The sequence below is a fragment of the Streptomyces globosus genome (assembly GCF_003325375.1).
GTDB classification, from domain to species: domain Bacteria; phylum Actinomycetota; class Actinomycetes; order Streptomycetales; family Streptomycetaceae; genus Streptomyces; species Streptomyces globosus_A.
On record NZ_CP030862.1, the window covers coordinates 1,634,139 to 1,655,523 of the forward strand.

General features: G+C 73.4%; 22 protein-coding genes. 8 read left to right on the top strand and 14 right to left on the bottom strand.

Features of this window, described 5'->3' with window-relative positions:
• Position 1 precedes the first annotated feature (1 nt).
• From C0216_RS07620 to C0216_RS07665, 10 genes are all read right to left on the bottom strand, one after another.
• Positions 2-856 carry a class I SAM-dependent methyltransferase gene (locus tag C0216_RS07620; RefSeq protein ID WP_114054525.1) on the bottom strand — a complete coding sequence of 285 codons (855 nt, stop codon included), beginning with the start codon at positions 854-856 and terminating at the stop codon, positions 2-4.
• A gap of 53 nt (positions 857-909) precedes the next feature.
• Positions 910-2,592, bottom strand: coding sequence for a GH3 family domain-containing protein (locus C0216_RS07625; protein ID WP_114054526.1), 1,683 nt, complete (start codon positions 2,590-2,592; stop codon positions 910-912).
• Positions 2,589-3,218, bottom strand: coding sequence for a hypothetical protein (locus tag C0216_RS07630; protein ID WP_114054527.1), 630 nt, complete (start codon positions 3,216-3,218; stop codon positions 2,589-2,591). Before C0216_RS07630 ends, C0216_RS07625 begins: the two co-directional genes overlap by 4 nt.
• Positions 3,215-3,898 carry an HAD family hydrolase gene (locus C0216_RS07635; protein ID WP_114054528.1) on the bottom strand — a complete coding sequence of 228 codons (684 nt, stop codon included), beginning with the start codon at positions 3,896-3,898 and terminating at the stop codon, positions 3,215-3,217. The genes C0216_RS07630 and C0216_RS07635 overlap by 4 nt, the downstream gene beginning before the upstream one ends.
• Positions 3,899-3,976: 78 nt before the next feature.
• Positions 3,977-4,810: an AfsA-related hotdog domain-containing protein gene (locus C0216_RS07640; protein WP_114054529.1), complete on the bottom strand. Its 834-nt coding sequence runs from the start codon at positions 4,808-4,810 to the stop codon at positions 3,977-3,979.
• Between the two features lie 89 nt (positions 4,811-4,899).
• The gene (locus C0216_RS07645; RefSeq protein WP_114054530.1) at positions 4,900-5,118 is read right to left on the bottom strand and encodes a tautomerase family protein; all 219 of its coding nucleotides are present in this window, start codon (positions 5,116-5,118) and stop codon (positions 4,900-4,902) included.
• A 48-nt stretch (positions 5,119-5,166) separates the two neighbouring features.
• Positions 5,167-6,069, bottom strand: coding sequence for a hypothetical protein (locus tag C0216_RS07650; RefSeq protein ID WP_114054531.1), 903 nt, complete (start codon positions 6,067-6,069; stop codon positions 5,167-5,169).
• Positions 6,062-6,682: a hypothetical protein gene (locus tag C0216_RS07655; RefSeq protein ID WP_114054532.1), complete on the bottom strand. Its 621-nt coding sequence runs from the start codon at positions 6,680-6,682 to the stop codon at positions 6,062-6,064. The genes C0216_RS07650 and C0216_RS07655 overlap by 8 nt, the downstream gene beginning before the upstream one ends.
• A gap of 195 nt (positions 6,683-6,877) precedes the next feature.
• Positions 6,878-7,120, bottom strand: coding sequence for a phosphopantetheine-binding protein (locus tag C0216_RS07660; RefSeq protein WP_114054533.1), 243 nt, complete (start codon positions 7,118-7,120; stop codon positions 6,878-6,880).
• A 235-nt stretch (positions 7,121-7,355) separates the two neighbouring features.
• A complete protein-coding gene (locus C0216_RS07665; RefSeq protein ID WP_114054534.1) occupies positions 7,356-8,216 on the bottom strand; it encodes a helix-turn-helix transcriptional regulator in 861 nt (286 codons plus the stop codon).
• 178 nt (positions 8,217-8,394) lie between these two features.
• Here C0216_RS07665 and C0216_RS07670 point away from each other — a divergent pair, with 178 nt between their 5' ends.
• The 4 genes from C0216_RS07670 (at position 8,395) to C0216_RS07685 (ending at position 12,375) form a co-directional block, all read left to right on the top strand.
• Positions 8,395-9,189, top strand: coding sequence for a thioesterase II family protein (locus C0216_RS07670; protein WP_114054535.1), 795 nt, complete (start codon positions 8,395-8,397; stop codon positions 9,187-9,189).
• A 143-nt stretch (positions 9,190-9,332) separates the two neighbouring features.
• Positions 9,333-10,160: a helix-turn-helix transcriptional regulator gene (locus C0216_RS07675; protein WP_114054536.1), complete on the top strand. Its 828-nt coding sequence runs from the start codon at positions 9,333-9,335 to the stop codon at positions 10,158-10,160.
• 381 nt (positions 10,161-10,541) lie between these two features.
• Positions 10,542-11,576 (top strand): beta-ketoacyl-ACP synthase III, encoded by a 1,035-nt coding sequence (locus C0216_RS07680; RefSeq protein WP_114054537.1) that lies wholly within the window; start codon positions 10,542-10,544, stop codon positions 11,574-11,576.
• Positions 11,577-11,712: 136 nt separating this feature from the next.
• Positions 11,713-12,375, top strand: a complete 663-nt coding sequence (locus tag C0216_RS07685) for an NADPH-dependent F420 reductase (protein ID WP_114054538.1) — start codon at positions 11,713-11,715, stop codon at positions 12,373-12,375.
• A 116-nt stretch (positions 12,376-12,491) separates the two neighbouring features.
• On the opposite strand, the gene C0216_RS07690 is transcribed toward C0216_RS07685, so the two are convergent.
• Complete coding sequence (locus tag C0216_RS07690; RefSeq protein WP_246042370.1) at positions 12,492-13,739, bottom strand: acyltransferase family protein; 1,248 nt, start codon at positions 13,737-13,739, stop codon at positions 12,492-12,494.
• 531 nt (positions 13,740-14,270) lie between these two features.
• Here C0216_RS07690 and C0216_RS07695 point away from each other — a divergent pair.
• The 4 genes from C0216_RS07695 to C0216_RS07710 all read left to right on the top strand — a co-directional run bounded on the left by C0216_RS07695 (position 14,271) and on the right by C0216_RS07710 (position 17,668).
• On the top strand, positions 14,271-15,569 hold the full coding sequence (locus tag C0216_RS07695) for an MFS transporter (protein WP_114054539.1): 1,299 nt from the start codon (positions 14,271-14,273) through the stop codon (positions 15,567-15,569).
• Positions 15,570-15,841: 272 nt separating this feature from the next.
• The gene (locus C0216_RS07700; protein ID WP_162793130.1) at positions 15,842-16,486 is read left to right on the top strand and encodes an NADH oxidase; all 645 of its coding nucleotides are present in this window, start codon (positions 15,842-15,844) and stop codon (positions 16,484-16,486) included.
• Positions 16,487-16,600: 114 nt separating this feature from the next.
• Positions 16,601-17,104, top strand: coding sequence for a flavin reductase family protein (locus C0216_RS07705; RefSeq protein ID WP_114054541.1), 504 nt, complete (start codon positions 16,601-16,603; stop codon positions 17,102-17,104).
• A 138-nt stretch (positions 17,105-17,242) separates the two neighbouring features.
• Positions 17,243-17,668 carry a nuclear transport factor 2 family protein gene (locus C0216_RS07710; protein WP_114054542.1) on the top strand — a complete coding sequence of 142 codons (426 nt, stop codon included), beginning with the start codon at positions 17,243-17,245 and terminating at the stop codon, positions 17,666-17,668.
• A gap of 139 nt (positions 17,669-17,807) precedes the next feature.
• On the opposite strand, the gene C0216_RS07715 is transcribed toward C0216_RS07710, so the two are convergent.
• From C0216_RS07715 to C0216_RS07725, 3 genes are all read right to left on the bottom strand, one after another.
• Positions 17,808-18,614: an AfsR/SARP family transcriptional regulator gene (locus C0216_RS07715; RefSeq protein WP_114054543.1), complete on the bottom strand. Its 807-nt coding sequence runs from the start codon at positions 18,612-18,614 to the stop codon at positions 17,808-17,810.
• Positions 18,615-18,850: 236 nt separating this feature from the next.
• The gene (locus tag C0216_RS07720; protein WP_114054544.1) at positions 18,851-19,837 is read right to left on the bottom strand and encodes an aldo/keto reductase; all 987 of its coding nucleotides are present in this window, start codon (positions 19,835-19,837) and stop codon (positions 18,851-18,853) included.
• Between the two features lie 136 nt (positions 19,838-19,973).
• A complete protein-coding gene (locus tag C0216_RS07725; RefSeq protein WP_114054545.1) occupies positions 19,974-21,131 on the bottom strand; it encodes an acyl-CoA dehydrogenase family protein in 1,158 nt (385 codons plus the stop codon).
• Between the last annotated feature and the right edge of the window lie 254 nt (positions 21,132-21,385).

Below are 21,385 nucleotides of genomic sequence, written 5' to 3' on the forward strand. Positions count from 1 at the left end.
GTCAGCGACGCCTGCCGTGGACGAAGAACACGCGCCGCACCCGGCGCACCGCGCGCGGCGGTACGGGGTCGGGCCAGCGCCCGAAGTCGGCCCCCGGCTCGCCGGGCTGTACGGCGCGGACGTCGAACCCGTAGCGCGCGAACAGGTCTTCGGGCTCGTCGGTGCCGAACACCCAGGGGCACCCCCAGCCCGCGAAGACGTCGAGCAGCCCCCGCATGTGGGGGAGTGTCAGCGCGGCGGCGTTGACGATGTCGGCGGCGATGCGGCTGCCGGGCGCGGAGACGGCCGCGACCCGCTCCAGCATCCGGTGCGCGTCGGCCTCGGGGATGTAGTAGAGCAGCCCCTCCAGCAGCCACGTCGAGGGAACGGACGGGTCGTAGCCGGCCGCGGCGAGGCGGTCCTCCCAGCCGTCGGAGGTGAGGTCGACGGCCACCGTGCGGTGGTCGACCCGCGGCTCGGCGCCCCCCAGCCGCTCGGCCTTGAAGTCGAGGACGGCCTGCCGGTCGACCTCGAAGTAGCGGACGCGGCCGGGCCAGGGGAGCCGGTAGGCGCGCGAGTCCATGCCGGCGGGGGCCAGCACGATCTGCGTCGTCTCCGGTGCGCGGGCCGCTTCCTGGAGGAAGTCGTCGAAGAACCGGGTGCGGATGGCGTTGTAGTCGGGGGTGCTGGGCAGGGTTCGCGGCCGGCCGGGAGGGAAGGTCGCCTCGCGGATCTCCCGCAGCAGTTCGGGGCCGGCCTCGCCGACGAGTCCGGCGGCGTACGGGTCCTCGTACAGCCGGTCTTCGCGGCGGGTCTCGGCGGCCCGCAGCGCCGCGGTGAGCAGGGCGGTCCGTTCGACGGGATTGAGTACGGGCATGGGGGCTCCTTGGTGCAGGGGTGGGCCGGGGGCCGGCGGGCCGGGCGGCGCGGTCAGCCGTTCGGCGCGGCGGTCAGACGCCCCCACAGCGCGTCGTCCTGCCGGAAGAGGCGGTCCTTGACCTGGGTGGGGCGGATGCCGGAGGCGACCGCCGCGTGCCAGTCGCGGTCGAAGGCCTCGGCGTCGAGGAGGCGCAGGGACGGGGCGGCCAGGCGGCCGGCCGCGCGGGCGGCTGCGTATCCGGCGGACTCTGCGGACAGCGCCCCGTCCAGGGCGGCGGTGAAGCGCGCGGCCCCGGCCGGCGGCCAGGGCCCGCGGGGGGAGACGGCGAAGACGTAGTGCGGGGTGCCGCCGGGCGACGGCTCGACGCGGCAGGCGGCGTTCCGCAGGGCGAGCCCGCCGGGGCGGAGGGCGGTGTGCAGGGCGCGGACGGCCTCGGCGTCCCGCAGGCGCTCGCCGGCGGCGTCGGAGCGGCCGCCGCGGCCGGCGTACTCGACGCGGGGGACCCCTCCGGCGGTGTCCACGACGCGGACCACGTCGCCGACGGCGTACCGGTACAGGCCGCCGACGTGGCTGAACACCACGTGGTAGTCGCGGCCGGCTTCGAGCTCGTCGGGCAGCAGGGTGTCGCTGTCGGGGCGGAGGTCCTCCTCCGCGGGCACGAACTCGTACACCGAGGCGGAGGCGGTGAGGCTGCCGGCCGACGGGTGCCGGTCCAGCGCCACGCCGACCGGCCCCTCGGAGGCGGCGACCGGCGCGGGCAGGACGGCGACGTCCGCGCCGAACTCCCCGCTCAGCGCCGGCAGGTAGAGGGAGGCCACTCCGGTGGTCCAGCAGAACAGCGCCCGCATCCGGGGCCACACCTGCGCGGGGCGCACCCTGCCCGAGGAATCGGCGAGCCGCTCCAGTTCGGCGGCGCGCGCCGGGTCGGGACGGCCGTGGGGCAGCCCGCCGAGGGTGCCGTCGCGGACCTCCTTCACGATGCGCGGCCACCACAGGTTCAGCTGGTACGGGACGGCGGCGACCATCGCCGGGTTGATGCCGATCATGCAGCGCAGGTCGGCCTGGACGGCGAGCCGGAGCCGCAGGTAGGCCCGCTCCAGGTGGTCGGCGGGGTCGGTGGGGACGGGCAGTGCCGCCCAGGGCGCGCCGGTGCCGGGTTCGGCGGAGAGGGGTTCGCCGAAGCGGGCGCCGAAGTCGACCTGGCTGGCTCCGACGTGTGGCCGGCCGTCGGCGGTGGTGGGCGGGGCGGTGAGCGGGTCGTGCTTGAGGTTCAGGACCGCGTCGGGGCGCTCCAGCACCTCGGGGAAGTGCTCGACGAGGGGGGCCCAGGCCGCGTAGTAGAACGGCATGAAGGTCGTCTTCATGAAGCGGGGCGTGACGGGGACCTTCTTGTGCGCTCCGGTGCTGCCGCTGCTGGTGAAGTACACGGCGGGGGTGTCGGCGGACAGCAGGTTCCGCTCGCCGGCGGCCGTCCGCTCGATCAGCGGCGCGTGGTCGGCGTAGTCGCGGACGGGGACGGCGGAGCGGAAGTCCTCCATCGTCAGGACGCGGCCCAGGCCGTGGGCCCGGCCGAACGCGGTGGAGGCGTTGAAGCCGACGAGGTCGGTCAGGGCGCGCCGCTGCGCCTCGGGGAGGTCGGTGTGGTCCCGGGTGAGCCGGGTGCGGGCGGCGAAGACGCGCTCGCGGTAGCGGACGGCGTGGCCCGGCGCGTGCCAGACGGAGGAAACGTTCATGCGGCCAGTACCTCCAGCACGGCCCTCGCCGCGCGGTCGGGGTCGGACTGCTCGGCGAGCACGGTCACCGGCACGTCGCGGACCTCCTCCAGCAGGATCTTCCGCAGGTTCTTCTGGTAGCGCTCGAAGTCCGCCCAGCGGCCGTCCCGGCCCTCGTACTCCAGGGCGTTGAGCCGGGCCCCGTCCGCCCTGCGGTGCCAGGCCGTCTCGGGGGACACGTCGAGGAACACCACCCGCGCGGGCTGCGGGAAGGAGCGCCACCAGGAGTACAGGCGGCTGTCGCTGACGCCCGCCATCCGGCACTTCGCGAGGATCTTGTAGTAGTACGAGTCCACGAGCACGGGGACGCGCGGGTCGGGGCCGTCCAGCTGGTCCCTGAGGTGGACCACGGCCGTCTGCAGCACGCTCGCCATGAAGTCGGCGGAGTACGCGGTGCCCAGGCCCGGCAGGAGGTGCTCGTGCACGTCCTGCCGCAGCCTGTTGACCAGGTCGTGCTCGGGGGCGACGAACGCCCTGTCCGCCGACACCAGCCGCCACTCCGGCAGCTGCGCCGCGAGGCGCCGCATGACCGACGACTTGCCGGCCCCGTCGGGCCCCAGCAGCACGTGGAAGCGCGGTCCGCTCATCGGGCGGCGGCTGTCGTCTCGGCGCGCAGGGCGAGGCGTTCGCGCAGCTCCGGGTCGTCGCCGACGGCGACGGGGTGTCCGACGAGCTCCAGCATGGGCAGGTCGGAGACGTGGTCCCCGTACGCCCAGCAGTCCCCGGGGTCGGTGTCGGGGCGGGAGGCCAGGTGGGCCAGTACGGCCTCGCGCTTGCCCTCGCCGATGACGGGCACGGCGACCTCGCCGGTGTACGTCCCGCCGTCGGCCAGCGGGCGCGTGCACAGGATCGCGTCGGCGCCGATCTCGCGGGCGAGCGGCTCCAGGAGGGGCGGGAAGGAGCCGGAGACCAGGACGACGGACGCGCCGGCCGCGCGGTGGCGGTGCAGGGCCTCGCGCGTGGAGTCGATCCAGAACCCGCGGGTGGAGGCGGCGCGTTCGGTGTACCAGTCGTCCGCCAGCGCGGTGACCGCCGCGACGTCCTCGCCGGCGTAGTGCCGGTAGTAGGCGCGGTTGATCTCCTCGCGGGGCACGCCGTCGGCGGCGCGCCGCCGGAGCACGGCCATGATCCGCTCGTACTCCTCCTCGCCGGCAGCGCCGTGCAGGCGCACCAGCCGGTAGTGGAGGAAGTCGAACATGCTCTTGACGGTGATCAGCGTCTCGTCGACGTCGCTGAAGACGGTGTGGGGCCGGGTGGTGTCTGACATGGGTTGGCTCCTTGCGGGGGCGGTCGGCGGCCCGCTGTCCGTACGGGCCGCCACTTCAGGTGCAGCTGTCCGCCGTGGTCACGACGCGCCCACCTCGGACCGCGCCGGGGCGGTGGCCGCCGCCTCGGCCGTCGCCAGGGCCACGCCGTCCTGGAGGGAGCGCTGCGCCGCCCGTGTCTCCTTGGCGTGGGAGACCTGCGTGTCGAAGGCGGTGAACCGGACGTCCATGCCCGCGGTCTCCGACCCGCCCTGGGTCACGGACAGTGCGCAGTGGAACGCGGTCCGCGTGTGGTGCGGCGAGCGGTGGGACAGGACGTGGCACCGCACCACCGCGGGCAGCGGGAAGAGGAAGTTGCGGTACCGGGTGGAGAAGGAGTCGATCACGAAGTACCTGCTGCCGACGGCCTCCGTCGGCAGGTAGAACTGCTCGGCCACCGCGATGAACATCTGCCGCGCGGCCTCCGTGGCGAGCATCCCCTGCATGTGCTGGCCGGTGACGTGGTCGGACATGACCTCGTTGCCGGCGTCCACGAGCAGGTCGGCTTCGTACCAGTCGGTGCCGGCCGGGCGCGGGTCGGAGATCAGCACGTTCTCCGGGCGGTGCTTGTGTGCGATCTCCCGTCCGGCGCGGGTGTGCAGGGCCTGGTCGTCGATGGCGACCCGGTCCCCGAGCCCGCGGCGGTCCAGGGTGTCGCGGATGAACGCCACGTCGAACAGGGAGACGCCCTGCCCGAGGGCGATGCGGACGGGGCCGCTGCCGGCGTCGTCCGGGAACGCCCCGCTCCTGATGCGCTTGGCGAGCTGGGAGACCGTGAACACGCCTTCGTGGTGGGCGAACTCGGCGAACACGTCGCCCACGAGGAAGAGCGCGCCCGTCCTGGCCTCGCCGGCCTGGGATGTTTCCTGGGTCATGGCTGGTGACCTTTCCCGTTGTCCTGGGTGGATGTCGTGGCGCGCGGCCCCCCGGCGGTCGTCGCCCGGTCCGCCGGGGGCTCATCGCGTCATTCGGCGGTGCGCCGGCTCAGTTCGGGGAACTTCGGGTCGCTGCCCAGGGCGCCGCCCTCCGCCCAGCGGTTGCGCGGCACCTCCTGGATGTAGACGGTGATCTTGTCCAGCGGTGCTCCCGTGACGCGCCGGACGGTCCGGGTGAGCTCCTCCAGGAGCTCCCGGGACTGGGCGTCGTCCTGGCCGTCCCAGGTGGTGACGGAGATGATGGGCATGGGACCCCTTCCGGGTTCTGGTGGTTCTGCTCTGCCGCGTCGGGCCGGTCAGGTCTGCGGAGCGGCGGTGGTCCGCAGGTCCGGGAAGGACGGGCCGCGCAGCTTCAGGTGGGCGTGGATGTCCCCGCCGAGGCCGAACTCGCCGATGGCGCCGCCGTAGCTGCGCTGGTAGCTCATCCACAGCACGACCACGTTGATGATCCGGTTGGCGCCCGGGAGGTCCGGGTCGGGGAACGGGTTCGGCAGGGTGGCGTGGTAGCTGCCGGAGCCCTCGGCGTCGGTGGTGAACACGTTGGGCACGCCGAGCGGGCCCGGGCGGGTGGGGCCCGCGGGGTCGAGGTCGCGGGCCCGCAGCGACATCACCGTGTAGACGCTGTTCGGTACGAGCCGGGAGAACCGGAAGTCGAAGGTCCCCGCGTGGCCGTCGGGGGTGACGGCGACCTCCAGCGTGCCGCTCGCCCGCATCCACTCCCCGAACGTCACCGGCTCGGTGACCTTGGGGCCGTCCTCGGCCCGCAGGTCGGGGATCGGCACCTCGTGGAAGGCGTGGCTGGGGCGTACGACCCGGTCGGCGTCGGGCAGTTGCTCGGGCGCGAACACCATCGGGTAGTTGTTGCACGGCAGGGGCAGCGGCAGCGTGTGCAGGACGACGTCCCGGTCCGCGCCGTCCGGGTCGGTGTCCAGCTCCCGTACGACCGTGTACGGGGCGAGCCGGCCGAACTCCGGGACGGGGCTGGCGGGCGAGACGACCGCCGCGCCCCACCCGGGTGCGGTCCCGCCGCCCGGGGCGGGCCGGTTGACCATGCCCACCACCAGGAAGTTGCCGTCGCCGTCCATGACCTCGCTCGGCGGGTACAGCGGGCCCTGCGTGGTCGGGGAGAGCTCGTGGACCTCCCTGCGGTGCGGGGTGGCGGCCCCGGCCGGGGCGGCCGCCGTCGCGGTCTCAGACATCGGCGCGCTGGTAGACGCGGGTGTAGAGGCCGCTCTCGCCGCCGACGATGTAGCGGTCGCCGGCCTGCTGGACGATCTCCTGGTACTCGGGCGAGGTGAAGACCGCCTGGTACTGCTCGGGCGCGCACTCGAAGCCGGACACGAACATCACGCCGGGCTCGGTGCTGAGGAGGGAGTGGTACGCGAGGAACGCCTTCACCTCGTCGGCCCGCCGGACGACGTTGAAGATCGTGTTCTCGCGCCACTCGCGGTACGCCGCGTACTCGCGGGGCTTGACCTCGATGTGGCGCAGCTGGACGTACGGGGTCGCCGGGACGGGCTCGGCGACGTCCTTGGGGGCCTCGACGAAGTCGAGGAGCTGACGGCGGAAGTCGGTGGCCAGGTCCTCGGAGACGAGGTCCCACAGCTCGTGCCAGCGGGCGTTGAGGGCGGCGACCTCGGACACCTCCGCGACGGGGGTGATCTCCAGGAGGTTGTCGTCGTCCAGGCTGCGGTAGAGGGCGCGGCCGGCGACCGGCTCCTTCCGGTTGAACTGCTGCCACTGCTCCAGGACGTGGTCCGCCTTGCCGGGGGCCGCGGCGACTTCGTTCAGGACGAGGAGGGTGGAGGACATGGGGTGTTCCTTTCGGACGGTACGGGAAGGGCGGTGGGTGGTGCGGCGGGGGACGGCGCGGGGTGGGGCCCGTTCCGGGGGATGCGTGCCGAACCGGTGTGGGGATGCGAGGGGGCCGGGGATCGGGAAGGCCCCGTGGACGCGGGCCCGTCGGGCCCGCCGCGTGGGGGGTGCGAGGTGTTCGAGGGGCGGGCGTCAGGCGACGGGGACGCCCTTGGAGGCGATCACCGCGGCGGCTTCCGCGACGGTCTGCTCCGGGACGAGCTCGCCCATCTCGATCTCCACGCCGAAGGACAGCTGCAGGCGCAGCGCCAGCTCCTCCAGCAGCAGCGAGTCGATCTCCATGGCCTCGAACGTGGTGTCGGGCGTGACGCCCGCCGTCGAGACCTCCAGCTCACCGAGGACGGTGACGACCCGGCTGACGATCGAATTCTCCATTACATTCCTCCGTGAATCAAGGGGGAACGCCGAAATCCGAGGGCCTGTGCGCCCGTTGGACACGGCATACCGCCGCCGCGAGAAAGAATGGAACCGGTGAATTCAGGGGATCGAATCCTCCGCGTCCCAACGCATTCATCATGGGATCCGCGAACGGGCGGAGGAAGTGTCTCCCGATCATGGTGGTGCGAACACCACCTGTGGGAAAACCGGTTGCGCCGGTGCCCCGTACGGCTCAGGCCGCCTCGGCCCCGAACCCGGCCGGCTCGTCCCGGCGGCCGGCCCGCTCCGCCCCGGACTGGGCGATGTACAAGGTCAGGAGGGATTCCGGGCTCTCTGGCACCCGCATCACCACCCGGTCGAAGACCGTCACCCCGGCCTGCGGCAACGCGATCCTGCGCAGCCCCTGATTGGGCCCGACCACCTCGTGACAGTCCCACAGTTCCGCGAAATGCGGGCTCATCTCGCTGAGCCGGCCCGCAATTCGGCCGAATTCCGGGTCCTGTGGGAAGCGGGCCGACTGCGCCCGGAACTGCGCGACGAGACCGCGCCCCACCTCCTCCGTGTCCGGGTATTTCTCACGGGTCGCCGACTCGGTGAAGAACTTCACGACGCAGTTGTGCCCGCGCGTGCCGATGTGGAAAAGGGAGCGCGCCGAGCGGCTGGCGAGTTCGACGCGCCCGTACCGGTCGGTGATGTACGCCGGATTCGGCGACCAGCCCTCGACGAGCGCCCGCATCCGCGCGTGCCCGCCCTCCTGGCCGCGGTCGGGTGTGCGCGGCGGCGGGTTGTGGCCGGCCAGCCGGTGGAAGTAGTCGCGCTCGCAGTCCTCCAGCCGCAGGGCGTTGCTGACCGCGTTCACGATGCCTTCGGAGACGTTGATGTCCCGGCCCTGTTCGAGCCAGGTGTACCAGGACACCCCGACGCCGGCGAGGGCCGCCACCTCCTCGCGCCGCAGGCCGGGGGTCCGCCGGCGGTCGAAGTTCACCAGCCCGACCTCTTCCGGCGTGATCTGCTCCCGGCGGGCCCGCAGGAAGTGCCGCAGCCTCGCTCGCCGCAGCAGTCCGGATGCCGGTGCGGATGCAGCTGTCTGCATGTCTCGACTTCTTTCCTTCTACACAGGACTTCGGTGACGGATGGCGGTGGGCGGACGGCGGGTGCCGGGGGGAGGGAGCGGGGCGTGCGGCTCCGGCTGTCGGTCCCACCGCTGGTGGTGGCACCAACCGGTTCGACAGACACTCCCTCCCGTCGGCACCCGGCATCACACTGGCGGCATGTTCCACACAGCGGAGAACATCCCGGCAGCCACGGCGGCGGGTACGGCGGAGCGGGTTCCGAGGAGGAGCAGGACCGCTCGGCTCCGCCTGTTCTGCTTCCACCACGCGGGCGGCAGCCCCTGGTCGTTCGCGGGCTGGGGGCAGCACCTCGGCCGCGGCGTCGAGGTGGTCCCGGTGTCCATGCCCCCGAGGTCGTCGGCCCCGGGGGGCGTCCCCGGCGCCGTCAGCACGATGGACGCCCTCGTACGCGAGGTGACACGTCAGCTGACTCCCTTCCTCGACGGGCCCTACGCCTTCTACGGGCACAGCATGGGATCGCTGGTCGCCCACGGTGCGGCGCAGCGGATCGTCGCCGCGGGGCGGCGCCCACCTGCGTCTTTCGTGGCCGGTGCCCACCGCGCGCCGCACCTTCAGGCTGCGCCCGGCCCAACCGTAGGACTGTCCGATAGTGCGTCCCTCGAGCTGTTGTTGGGTCTCGGTGGAGCCGGTCGGCTGCTCCGGGAGAGCCCCGCGCGCATGAGGTCCGTGGTGCACCGGCTGCGCGAGGACCTCCGCGTCGCCGCCACCCACCGGAATCCGGTTGCCGGCCACCGGCCGCTGCCGTGCCCGGTGCACGCCATGCTCGGTGACCGGGACCCGCTGGTCCCGGCCGCGGACGCGGAGGCGTGGCGACTCCATGCGAGCGGGCCGTTCTCGTTCCGCTTGCTGCCCGGCGGGCACTTCTTCCACCGCGAGGACAAGGACCGCTTCTTCGCCGAGTTGGAGGACGTCCTGTGGGACGGCGTACGCTGACGCTCATTCACGGCTGCGGTGTTGTGGCCGAGTTCCCGGTGTCCGGTGGGCCCGGCGGTGCCTGCGCCTGTGTGGCCCGAACCGTGCGCAGTGTGATTCTCGCCGCTGACAGTGCGTGTCGGTGTGACCTACCTTCGGTCGGTATGGACGCCACGCCCCCCGGGGCCGAGACGAAGAAGAAGCGGCGCACCCAGCTGGCGCACTTCCTGCGCACCCGCCGAGCCGCGCTCTCCCCCGAGGACGTGGGCCTGGCGACCGCCGGCAGGCGCGCCAGGGTCGGCCTGCGCCGCGAGGAGGTCGCGGTCCTGGCCGGAGTCAGCGCGTCCTGGTACGCCTGGCTGGAGCAGGGCCGCCCCATCAAGGTGTCGGACGGCATCCTGGACGCGATCAGCTCCGCCCTGCGGCTCGACGAGCTCGAACGGGTCCACCTGTACCGCCTCGCGGACGCCAACCCGCCCGTCCCCCTGCGGCCCCTCGGCACCGCCGACCCGGAGGTCTTCCAGCGGATGGTCGACACCCAGCTGTCGGGGCCCTCCTGTGTCATCGACCGCTACTGGGACGTCGTCGCCGCCAACCGCCAGGCCGCCGACCTGCTGCGCCTGACCCGTGACGGCAACGGCAACTTCCTCACCAGCCTGTTCACCGGCACCCACGGCGCCCGCTACCTGAACCGGCCGGAACTGGCCCGGCAGATGGCCGCCCGGTTCCGCCTCCAGGCCTCGTACGGGCCCGACGACCCGCGCTACGAGCAGATCGCCGACGCCCTGGCCGCCGCCGACCCCTTCTTCGCCGACCTGTGGGACCGCCACGAGGTCGAGGCGTTCGGCCCGGCCACCGTCGAAGTCGACGACCCGCAGGCCGGACACCTCTCCTTCGTGCTGTTCACCATGGACCTGGACGACGCCGCCAGCCACCGCCTCCTCGTGTACCTGCCGCCCGGCATCGCCGGCCCCGCACCGGTCTGGCCGTAGCGCCCCGTCCCGTCCCCTCCGAAGCCCCCGGCCCGCGGCCGGGGGCTTCCGCGTGCGCGCCGCCGGGAGGGTGGTGTTCCCGCCACCACCGCCCGTACCCACAGTGCCCGTACGGTCTGGAACGCGCCCGGCCGGCGGCGGAGAATCGACGTACGCATCCGGGACGGCGCGCCGTACGCGCCGTCCGTGCCGGGTCGCGCCCGCCGGCCGTGCACCACGGCCCGCCGGCGACGCCGTCTCGCGTCCGCCCCTCTTGCCCGAGCGGAGCGCGGCCCCTTTCCACCGTGCCCGGTAGCGGCGTCCCGCACCGGCGACCAGGGAGGCCACCTTGACCCACGTGTTGCCCCACGCGCACCCGTCCGCAGCCCAGGAGGTGGCGGCATGACCCGGGCAGCCGTCCTCACCGGCCTCGGGACGTACGTCCCGCCCCGCGTGGTGACCAACGACGACCTCTCCCGCACCATGGACACCACCGACGAGTGGATCCGCACCCGTACGGGCATCACCCGGCGCCACTGGGCCGACCCCGGCACCGCCACCGGCGACCTCGCGGTCGAGGCGGGCGCGCGGGCGCTCAAGTCGGCCGGATCCGCCGACGTCGACCTGGTGGTCCTGGCGACGACCACGCCCGACCACCCGTGCCCGGCGACCGCCCCCGACGTCGCCGCCCGGCTGGGACTGGGGAACGTGGCCGCCTACGACATCGCCGCCGTGTGCAGCGGGTTCGTCTACGCCCTCGCGGCCGCGGCCGGCGCCATCGCCTCCGGCACCGCCGAACGCGTCCTCGTCATCGGCGCGGAGACGTACTCCACCATCCTCGACCCGGCCGACCGCACCACCTCGGTCATCTTCGGCGACGGCGCCGGGGCCGTGGTGCTGCGGGCCGGCGAACCGGACGAGCCGGGGGCGCTGCTGGGATACGACCTCGGCAGCGACGGCTCGCTGAAGGACCTCATCACGGTCCCCGGCGGCGGCTCCCGGCAGCGCTCCGAGGCGGCCGGCGAGGCCGCCGACAGCGCGGGCTCCTCCGTCGGCGGGCGCCCTGCCGACAGCTACTTCACGATGCAGGGCAAGCAGGTCTTCCGGCATGCGGTCACCCGCATGGCGGCCTCGTCCAAGGCGATGCTCCGGCGCGCGGGATGGGAGCCGGAGTCGGTGGACTGGTTCGTCGGCCACCAGGCCAACGTCCGCATCCTGCACGCCGTGGCCGACCAGCTCGGGATGGACCGCGGGCGCACCGTGGTCAACCTCGACCGTGTCGGCAACACCTCCGCTGCCTCCATCCCCCTCGCCCTGGCCGACGCGATCGCCGCCGGGCAGGTCGGTCCGGGCGACCGGGTGCTGATGAGCGCCTTCGGCGGCGGCGTGACGTGGGGCTCGACCGCCCTGGTCTGGCCGGACATCAGCCCCCACTGAGGACAGCCCCCGAGTCGGCCGCCGGTCACACACGACCGGCGGCCGACGGCCGTCTGCACGGACCGGCGGCCTCCAGGCACAGCGCCACCGCACACCCAAGGCCCCACCGGCCGCATGAGAAACAGGAGTTGGAAGCATGGCCCCCACCACCGGTTCGACCCGCCCCATGACCATCGGCATCCTGGGCGCGGGCAACATAGGCCGCCCGCTCGGCCGGCACTGGCTCGCCGCCGGGCACACGGTGACCTTCGGCTCCCGCGACCCGGGCAGGCTCGGCCCGTTCGTCGAACTGCTCGGCGACCGGGCGCGCGCGGCGACGTACGCGGGGGCCGTCGAGGCCGGTGACGTCGTCCTGCTGGCCGTCCCGAACCCGGTGCTCGGCGGACTGCTGGAGCAGCTGGCCGACCGGCTCGCCGGGAAGACGGTGATCGACGCGACCAGCCCGATCGGCGTCTCCGAAGACGGGCTCTTCGTCTCGCAGCTCGGCCCGGGCACCACCCAGGGCAGCTGGACCGCCGAGCGGCTGCCGCACAGCTCGGTCGCCCGCGCGTTCACCCACTTCCCCGACGAACTGCTGTGGTCGCGCGGAACCCAGCAGCGGCACTTCTGGGGCATGGGCATCGCCTCCGGCGACCCGCGGGCCCGCCGGGTGGCGGAGGCCTTGGTGCACGACGCCGGCTTCGTCCCCGTCCACCTCGGCGGGCTGGAGGAGTCCGCCGCCGTGGACCCCGGCGGCCGGCTCTTCGGGTACGTCTCCACGGCCGCGGGCCTGCGCGCGGCGGCCGGCCTCGCCGGCTGACCGCGGGGCCCGTACGGGCGCGTGCGGTGTACGTGCCGTGCACGTGCGCACCCGCGCCAGGACACGGCGTACGGCCCGCCCCCTCCGGGGACGGGCCGTACGCTCGGCGGCGGCGCCTACCTCTCGCCCGCGCCCTGCGTGGCGAGGGAGAGGGGCTCGGGGGTGGGGCGCACGACCGCCGGCTTCTTGCGCGGGCTCGACCAGCGGCGGGTGATCGGCCGCTCCACCAGGGCGTACAGCGCCCAGGAGGCCAGGATTCCCGCGGCGATGAACAGCACGGCGAGCGCGACGGCCTCGGGGACCGAGTACGCCTTGCTGCCGAGCAGCTTCCACAGCGCGACCATCACCGTGTAGTGGACCAGGTAGAAGGCGAAGGAGATGTCGCCGAGCCAGACCATCACGCGGTTCCGGAAGAGCGTGAACCTGCCCTCGGCGTCCGCGATGGCGCCGGCCGCGATCAGCAGGGCGGCCGGGATGACGCACACGGCGCGCGTCGAGTAGATCGGCGGGGTGAAGTAGCCGACGGCGTAGCTCACGGCCAGCAGGACGCCGGACCACACCATGCCGATGTTGCGCCAGCGCCCTGCCATCACGGAGCGGGCGACGAGGATGCCGAGGGCGAAGTCCAGCACGCGGGGGAGCGGCAGGATGTAGGAGACGAAGTACTGGTTCACCGAGGTGCCGGGCTCGGTGTCCATCATCGCCGTGCCGGCCGGGACCAGCAGCTCCGACAGGAACGGCGTCGCGATGATCCCGGCGGCCACCGCGGCGGCCCACAGGTTCAGCCGGTGCGCCGGGATCTTCCGGATCCAGTGGATCAGGACGGGGAACAGGAGGTAGAAGACTGCCTCCACGCCCAGCGACCAGCCGGCCGGGTTCACGCCGAAGTTGATCGCGAAGTCCGGATACCAGACCTGGACCATGAAGAAGTTGAGCAGCCCGGTCGTCGTGTCCGTGATCGGCGCGGCGAACACCAGCATGGCGAGTGCCCAGACGAGCACGTAGTTCGGGACGATCTTGAGGAACCGGCGGCGCCAGAAGCGCGGCGCGGTGTCCGTCTCCCGGGCCGACCAGGTCAGGACGAAGCCGCTCAGCACGAAGAAGAACGTGACGCCGAGCGCTCCGGCGTGGGCCACCGCGTCGTAGTAGGCGACCGCGGCCGAGCTGCTGCTGAGCCAGGGCACGCCGAGGAAGGCCAGGAGCGCCGCGTGGTAGAGGAACACCACGAAGGCCGCGGGGAAGCGAAGGCCGGTCAGTGTGTCGAGGCGGGTCACCCGGGCACGTCCAGGCGCCGCCGGGGCGGCTGGCGGGGACGTGCTGCCCGCCGCCTCGACCTCCGTCACACGCATGCTGTCCGTCGACACGTTTCTGCTCCTTCGGAAGAGGGGGGATCCGCGAACTGAGTGGTGCCGCGAGTGCGGCGGCGGCGGGCTTCCGGCGGCGGCACCGGATACGCCGATGCCCTGGTCCGAGGGGGGGGAAGGGGCTGGGTGGGACGCCGGGGGACGGGGCCGGGGGATCGCTCCACGGCTGCGCACCACGGGTGGCGACCCGGCAGGCATCGGATGCCTGGAAAGCTACCGGAACCACCGCCACCGTGCCGGGGTCGGTTCATCCGGGTGGTGCCACCACCACCGCGGGGCGCCAACAGGGCTGCGACAGGACGGGTTTCCGGCCGGGGGGCACAGCGAACCGGCCACCGGCTGGTGCTCCCACCACCACGATCAGGAAGCACTTCATCCGCTCGCCGCGGGCGCCGCACAATGCGTCAGCGAACCCCATCGGCGCGAGCTGAACGGGCACCGGCATTGGCGCACCACTCCGCGCTCCGGGCCGCCCTCGCACACGACGCCCCCCGAGACCCCCACCACCGGACCACCGACCCGGGAGCCACCATGTCCCACAGTGCCACCAGCCAGCGCACCGACCACCCCGGAGCCGGGGCCCCCGCCGCCGGGGCCCTCGCCACCGCGCCGCCGCCCGGCCCGTCCGACGCGGCCACCCCGTCCGCGGAGGCCCCACCGGGCTCCGCATGGCGCGGCTGGCTGGCCGTGATCGGACTGGCCCTCGGCGTGTTCTCGTTCGTCACCACCGAGACCCTGCCCATCGGCCTGCTCCCGTCCATCGCCGAGGGCACTTCCGTCTCCCTCGGCTCCGCGGGCTTCCTGGTGACCGGCTTCGCCGCCATCGCCGCCGTGACCGCAGCGCCCCTGACGGCGCTGACCGGGCGCATGGACCGCAAGTGGCTGCTCGTCACCCTCATGGCCTTCTACATCGCCGGCAACCTCATGGCCGCCGTCGTCTCCAGCTACGCCCTGCTCCTGACCGCGCGCATCATCGTCGCCCTCGCGCACGGCGTGTTCTGGTCCATCGCGATCGCCGTCGCCGTCCGGCTCGTCCCCGAACGGCACGCGGTGAAGGCCACGTCGGTCGTCCTCGGCGGGATCTCCCTCGCCTCCGTCGCCGGCACCCCGCTCGGGACCGCCGTCGGGCAGTCCGCCGGCTGGCACACCGCCTTCGTCTGCGTCGGCCTCCTCGGCTTCCTCGTGCTCGCCGCGAGCCTGCTCTTCATGCCGGCCCTCCCGGCCAAGGGCCGCGGCGACCTGAAGGCGCTCGTCCACGTGCTGCGGCACCGGGCGCTACGCGTCGCCGTCGGTGTCACCGCGCTCATCATGAGCGGCCACTTCCTCGCCTTCACGTACGTCGCCCCGTACCTGGAGGAGGTCACCGGCATCCGCCCGTCGCTCGTCGGCGCGCTGCTGCTCGTCTTCGGCGCGGCCGGCCTCGTCGGCAACTTCGCCGCCGGCGCGGTCGTCGGCCGGGCCCTGCGCACCAGCCTGATCGCCAGCACCGGCCTGATGGCGCTCATCATGGCGGTCATGTACGCGGGCGGCGCCAGCGGTCCGCTGGTCATCGCGATGCTCGTCTGCTGGGGCATCGTCTACGCGGCGCTGCCGGTGGCGCTGCAGACCTGGGTGATGCGCCTGGTCCCCGAGGAGAGCGAGGCCGCCTCCTCCCTGTACGTCGCCGCGTTCAACGGGGCCATCGGCATCGGCTCCTTCATCGGCGGCCTGGTCATCGACGCCTCGGGCCCGCGGCCGGCGATGCTCGCCGCCGGTGCCTTCGCGCTCGCCGCGATGCTCGTGACCTTCTTCTTCGGCCGGAGGAGCGGCGCAGCCTCCGCCCGCTCCTGACCCCGGCGTGCCGCGGGCCGCGGCGCCGCAGCAGGCCGTGCGCACGGGCGCCGGCCCCGCAGCGGCGCCGCGGCCCGCCGCGCATCCCGGCCGCCCCGCCCCGACTCGGCGGACGGACTTGCCCGGACTCCGTCAACTCGCCCCGCCCGCCGCCCGGCAGGCGGCCCGGACTGGACGAGGATGCGTGGTGGCTGTTCGGCGCAGAGGCTGTCGTGGGCCGGGGGCCGGCTCCATACTCGACGAATCCCTCCGCCAGGCAAGAGAGGTGCGATATGCGGCGTACGACCGGAGGGCCCCGGACCTTCCATCTCTGGTCGCTCTCCGAAGACGTGATCATCGACCAGGGGGCCGGCGGCGCGCTGCTGCTCACGAGCCGCTGGGGGCAGGACCGGCTCGACCAGCCCAGCCCCGCCGTACGGGAGGTGCTGCGGAGGATGGAGCTCGGGCCGGTGCTGCTGGCCAACGCCCTGAGCAGCCCCGAGGACCAGTGCCGCACCGCCCTCCCGACCCTCGACAGGCTCTCGCACCTCGTGGTGCGCACCCTCGGCGTGGACGACCTGAAGGGGCCGCTGCTGTCGGTGTTCCCGCTGTCGTCGGGGGCGCCGTTCGTGCGGATCCGCCCGACCGGCGACTGCCGCGTACGGCTGCCCCGGCACGTCGCGCTGACCGTGCCCGACTCGGGCGCCGGCTGCGTGCTCGAGTCCGACGACTCCCCCCACCGGGTCGTCCTGCACCGCCAGGAGGCCGCCTGGGTGGCGATGACGCTGGCCTGGCCGACCACGCTCACCGCGGTCTCCGCAGCCCTCCCCCTGCCGCGGCAGGTCACCGAGGACATCGTCGGCTACCTCGCCGGCGCCGGGCTGGCCACCCTCGTCGACGAACACGGCATGACCGGGGGCGCACCGCGTCCCGCTTGAACGCTCCAGAGCGGCCCGCTCCGGCCTCGAGGGTTCCTCCAGGCACCTTCTGGCCACTGCCTCAATAGTGCCGCCAGCAGCGGGAGAGGCCCGCGACTGGTCGACGGAGTGGACATGCTGAACGCGGATGCATTCCGCCAGGTATTCGGTACGTTTCCAACCCCGGTGGCGATCGTCACCACCCTCGGCGAAGACGGCGAGCCGAGCGGATTCACCTGCAACGCCTTCTCCGCGGTCTCCGCGGCCCCGCCCCTGCTCCTGGTGTGCGTGGGCAAGGGGTCCCGGACCCTCCCCGCGATGCTCTCCTCGGGGGTGTTCGCGCTGAACTTCCTCGCCCGGCAGGGGCAGGCGACGGCGCGGACCTTCGCGGGCAAGTCGGAGGACAAGTTCGAGGGCGTCGCCTGGCGCGCCGGGCTCGCGGGGGTGCCCGTGCTCACCGAGGCGGCCGTCGCGTACGCGGGCTGCCGGCTCGTCCAGACCGTCGAGGCGGGAGACCACCTGCTGCTGATAGGGCGGATCGAGGAGAGCGAGACCTATCCCGGCACCGCCGCCCTCTACCAGCGGGGGGAGTTCGGCACCTGGGAACCGGAGAGCCGCCTGGCCCTCCAGACCCTCTGAGAGCAGGGGGCCGCCGCATACGCAGACCGCGGGTGCGGCGGCCCGCGCGCCGGGCCGCACCACCGGGTCTCAAGAGGATCTCGAGCGGCCTGGTGCATCTTGCCCACGTCATTTTCCGCCCCGACACGGAGGTCGGCCATGAGCGCCGCGGTGAGCAGCGAACTCTACGCCCAGGTACAGCACTTCTACGCCCGCCAGATGCAGGCGCTCGACAACGGCCGGCTGGAGGAGCACGCCGGGACGTTCACCGAGGACGGCAGCTTCGCCCTCACCCCGGGCACCGAGCCCGCCGTCGGCCCCGCGGCCATCCTGGAGGAGCTGCGCGCCTTCATGAAGCAGTTCGAGGGCAACCCGACGCAACTGCGCCACTACTTCAACCAGATCGTCCTGGACCCGCAGGAGGACGGCAGCCTCGTCTCGACGGTCTACGCCCTGATCGTGCAGACCCGCCCGCGGGAGCAGCCGGAGATCGGCGTGAGCATCGTCCTCCACGACGTCATCGACACCGCGGGCGACCGCTTCCGGCTGCGCTCCCGCGCCGTCGCCTACGACCAGGCGGCCTGACCCGCCGGCGGCCGGCGGTGGGCGGCGCCGGCGGCCGCCTGCGGGCGGAACGCACGAAGCTCCTGGCGGACACGGGCCCGTGGGATCGGGACCCGTGCACCAGGAGCTTCGTCGTTGCGTACGTTCCCCCGTGCCTCCGCTAGGCCGGCAGCGCATGGGGGACCGGGGCGGACAGGTGCAGGTCGGTGTCGTTGGCCAGGATGGACTGGTGAAGCCGCTGGAGCCGCGGCGACGGTTCCACCCCCAGCTCCTTGATCAGTGCGTGGCGCAGCGCCTGGAAGGCGTCGAGCGCACGCCAGGGGTGTCCTGCGCGGTACAGCGCGGTCATCAGCTGGGCGGAGAAGGTCTCGTGGATGGGCTGCTGGCTCACCAGCATCCGCAGCTCGCCGATGATCTCCGCGTGCCGGCCCAGGCTGAGGTCGGCGTCGAGGCGCATCTCCAGCGCCCAGGCGCGCTCCTCCTGCATGCCGATGACCTCCGTGCCGAGGATCTCCCCGACGGGTACGTCGGTGAGGGCCGGCCCGCGCCACAACTGCAGGGCGCGGCTGAGGTGCGCGGAAGCCGAGCCGGGGTCGCTGTCGGCCAGGGCGCGGTCGCCCTGGCGGACCAGCTGCTGGAACTCCAGCAGGTCGAGGGTGAAGTCCTCCGGGGCGAGCCGGTACCCGCCGTAGCAGGTCGCCAGGACGTCCTTGGCCGTGCGGCCGGTCCGCTCCACGCCGGCTTCCGTGAGCTTGCGGCGCAGTTGGAGGATGTAGGTCTGGAGCGTGGTGGCGGCGCTCCGCGGGATGGCGTTGCCCCACAACTCGGCCATCAGCGTCTCCACCTGGACGACGCGGCCGGCGCGGATCGCGAGGAGCGCGAGGATCTGTCGGGGTTTTCCAGCGGTGGGCACCACGGAGACGTCGTGCATACGGGCTTCGAGCGGTCCGAGAACTCCGAATTCCATGGAGCCAGCATCGCAGTCCGGTCGAGCGGCGAACCAGTGACGCGAACACGGGTGGACGTGAAGATCTCACATGCCGCCGGGCGGTTCCGAACCGCCCGCCGGACGGCCGCGCCGGAGCCCGGGAACGGCCAGGAGCAGGCCCTGGAAGGCGGGCCGTGCACGGCCCGCGGGCGGCACTCCGCAGCCGGCAGAGGCACCGCCCGGATGCTGGTGGCTGCTCCGGCCGCTCGCGGGCCTCAGCCGTTGACGAAGCCGAGGCCGGTCGCGTCGTAGCGCGTCCCCGAGAACCGCCCGGGCGGGGCGACGGCTTCGATCGCGGCGAGGTCCTCGGGGGACAGCTCCACGGCCAGGGCCGCCAGGTTCTCCTCCAGGTAGCGCACCCGCCGCGTGCCCGGAATGGGCACGACGTCCTCGCCGCGGTGCTGGAGCCAGGCCAGGGCCAGCTGGCCGGCGGTCACGCCCTTCGCCGCGGCCAGTTCCTCCAGCCGTGCCACGATCGCGAGGTTGCGCTGCCTGTTGCCGTCGGCGAAGCGGGGGTGGCCGCGCCGGACGTCGTTGTCGGCCAGCCCGTCCACGGAGGCGTAGTTGCCGGTGAGGAAGCCGCGCCCGAGCGGCGCGTACGGGACGAAGCCGACGCCCAGCTCGCGGCAGACCGGGGCGGTCTCCGCCTCCAGGTCCCGCGACCACAGCGACCACTCGCTCTGCAGCGCGGCGATCGGGTGCACGGCGTGCGCCCGCCGGATGGTCCCGGCGCCGGCCTCGGACAGCCCGAGGTGGCGGACCTTGCCCGCCTGCACCAGCTCGGCCATCGCGCCGACGGTCTCCTCGATGGGCACCTGCGGGTCGACGCGGTGCTGGTAGTACAGGTCGATGTGGTCGACCCCGAGCCGGCGCAGCGACGCCTCGCACGCCTGCCGTACGTAGGCGGCGTCGCCGCGGACTCTGGTGGGCTCGCCGAGGCGGTTGGCGAAGCCGAACTTCGTCGCCAGGACGACCTCGTCGCGGCGGCCGGCGACGGCCTTGCCGATCAACTCCTCGTTGTGACCCGAGCCGTAGAAGTCGGCCGTGTCCAGGAGGGTCACTCCGAGGTCGAGGGCGTGCCGCAGTGTCGCGATCGACTGCGTGTCGTCCGTGGCGCCGTAGCCGTGGCTCATGCCCATGCAGCCGAGGCCCTGGGCGGAAACCGCCAGTGCGCCCAAGTGCCGGGTGGGGATGTCGGTCATGCTGTGCCTCCTGGGCGGGTCGATGCCTGCCCGTCATGCTGGCTGTTGGAGCGCGCTCCATGTCAAACGGGGTGTTTCCGCCGGCCGGAGCCGGGCGCCCGGCGCCCGCGGCACCGGCCGGCGGAGCAGTCCCGCCTCAGCGGGGGAACGCGTGGGACGCGTACTGTGCCGCGGCAGGGTCGAAGGCCAGGGCTATGTGCGTGGCGATCGAGTTGACGTCGCGCCAGATCCGCTGGAGCGGGCTGTCGGAGGTCTGGCCGGAGGTGCCTGCGGTGGCGAACATCCGGTTCACCGCGTTCACCAGCAGCTCGGTGGCCATGGCGTAGTCGCGGACGTTGCGGGAGGTCTCCTCGGCCGTGATGCGCGCGCCGCCGTCGGCGAGGCGCGCGGCCCGCTCCAGCAGCAGCGCGGCAGCGTCGATCTCGCCGGCGCTGCGGGTCAGGACCGCTTCGTACGTGTTCCTGGAGGGCCCCGGCACGCCCGGCCGGCCGGCGCCGCGCTCCAGCCGCTGCACCGTGTCGCCGGTCCACAGCCGCAGCGCCTCGCGCGCGGCGCCGAGGGCGATCGGCGCGCAGGAGAGCCCGTTGACAGCCTGGACGGGGACGGTGTGGCAGTCCGCGTCCGAGGCGAGGGGCAGTCCGTCGAAGAGGCGCTGCCGCTCGGCGCTCCGCGACTCGGGTACGAACACCTCCTCTGCGATCAGGGTGTTGCTGCCCGTGCCGCGCATGCCGGAGCCGGTCCAGGTGTCCTTGACCGTGTAGTCGGTACGGGGCAGGGCGAACAGCCGCGCCGGCGGCGGCCCCGGCGGGGTGCTCCCGCCGCCCGGTACGACGGCGCAGAGCACGGCCCAGTCGGAGTGGTCGACGCCGCTGATGTACGCCCAGGAGCCGGACACGCTCCAGCCGCCCGGTACCGGAACGGCCCTGCCGGCGGGGGAGAGCGAGCCGACCACGAACGCGTCGGGCCCCTCGCCCCATATCGCGGCGTGCGCCTCCCGCGGCAGGCAGGCAGCCATCCGCGCCAGGCTCGACGCGACCGACGCGCACCATGCGGTGGCCGCACAGCCTTCGGCGACGGTGGCCACGGCGGCGTTGAACTCCTCGAAGGTCCCCTCCGTCCCGCCGAACGCGGCGGGGACGAAGTGCCGGGCGAATCCCGTCCGCAGCATGCCCTCCACGACGTCGGGCGCCAGGCGGCGCTGCTCCTCGGCGTCGGGGGCGTGGCGGCGGGCCAGGGCGGCCAGTCCTGCCGAACGGGCCACCAGTCCGGTCCCCCGGCCAGTCTGAGTGTGCATCCTGCCTCCTTGTCGGCGCCGATGATCGGAGCGGACCATGGCACAGCCCGGTGGACCACCACTCGGATCGTCCTCGAGCCGTCCATGACCGCTCCACCGCCCCGAAAGGCATGGCCGCGGCCGTGTCCCCTCCCATGGGACCGGGGCAGGGCCCGGGCGCGCCACCCCTGTGGAAATTGAAGGATCAAAGTCTCGTCGAACAAGGGAAGTTATCCACAGGGCTTTCGGGGGTGGCACCGGGCGCGGGACCTTCG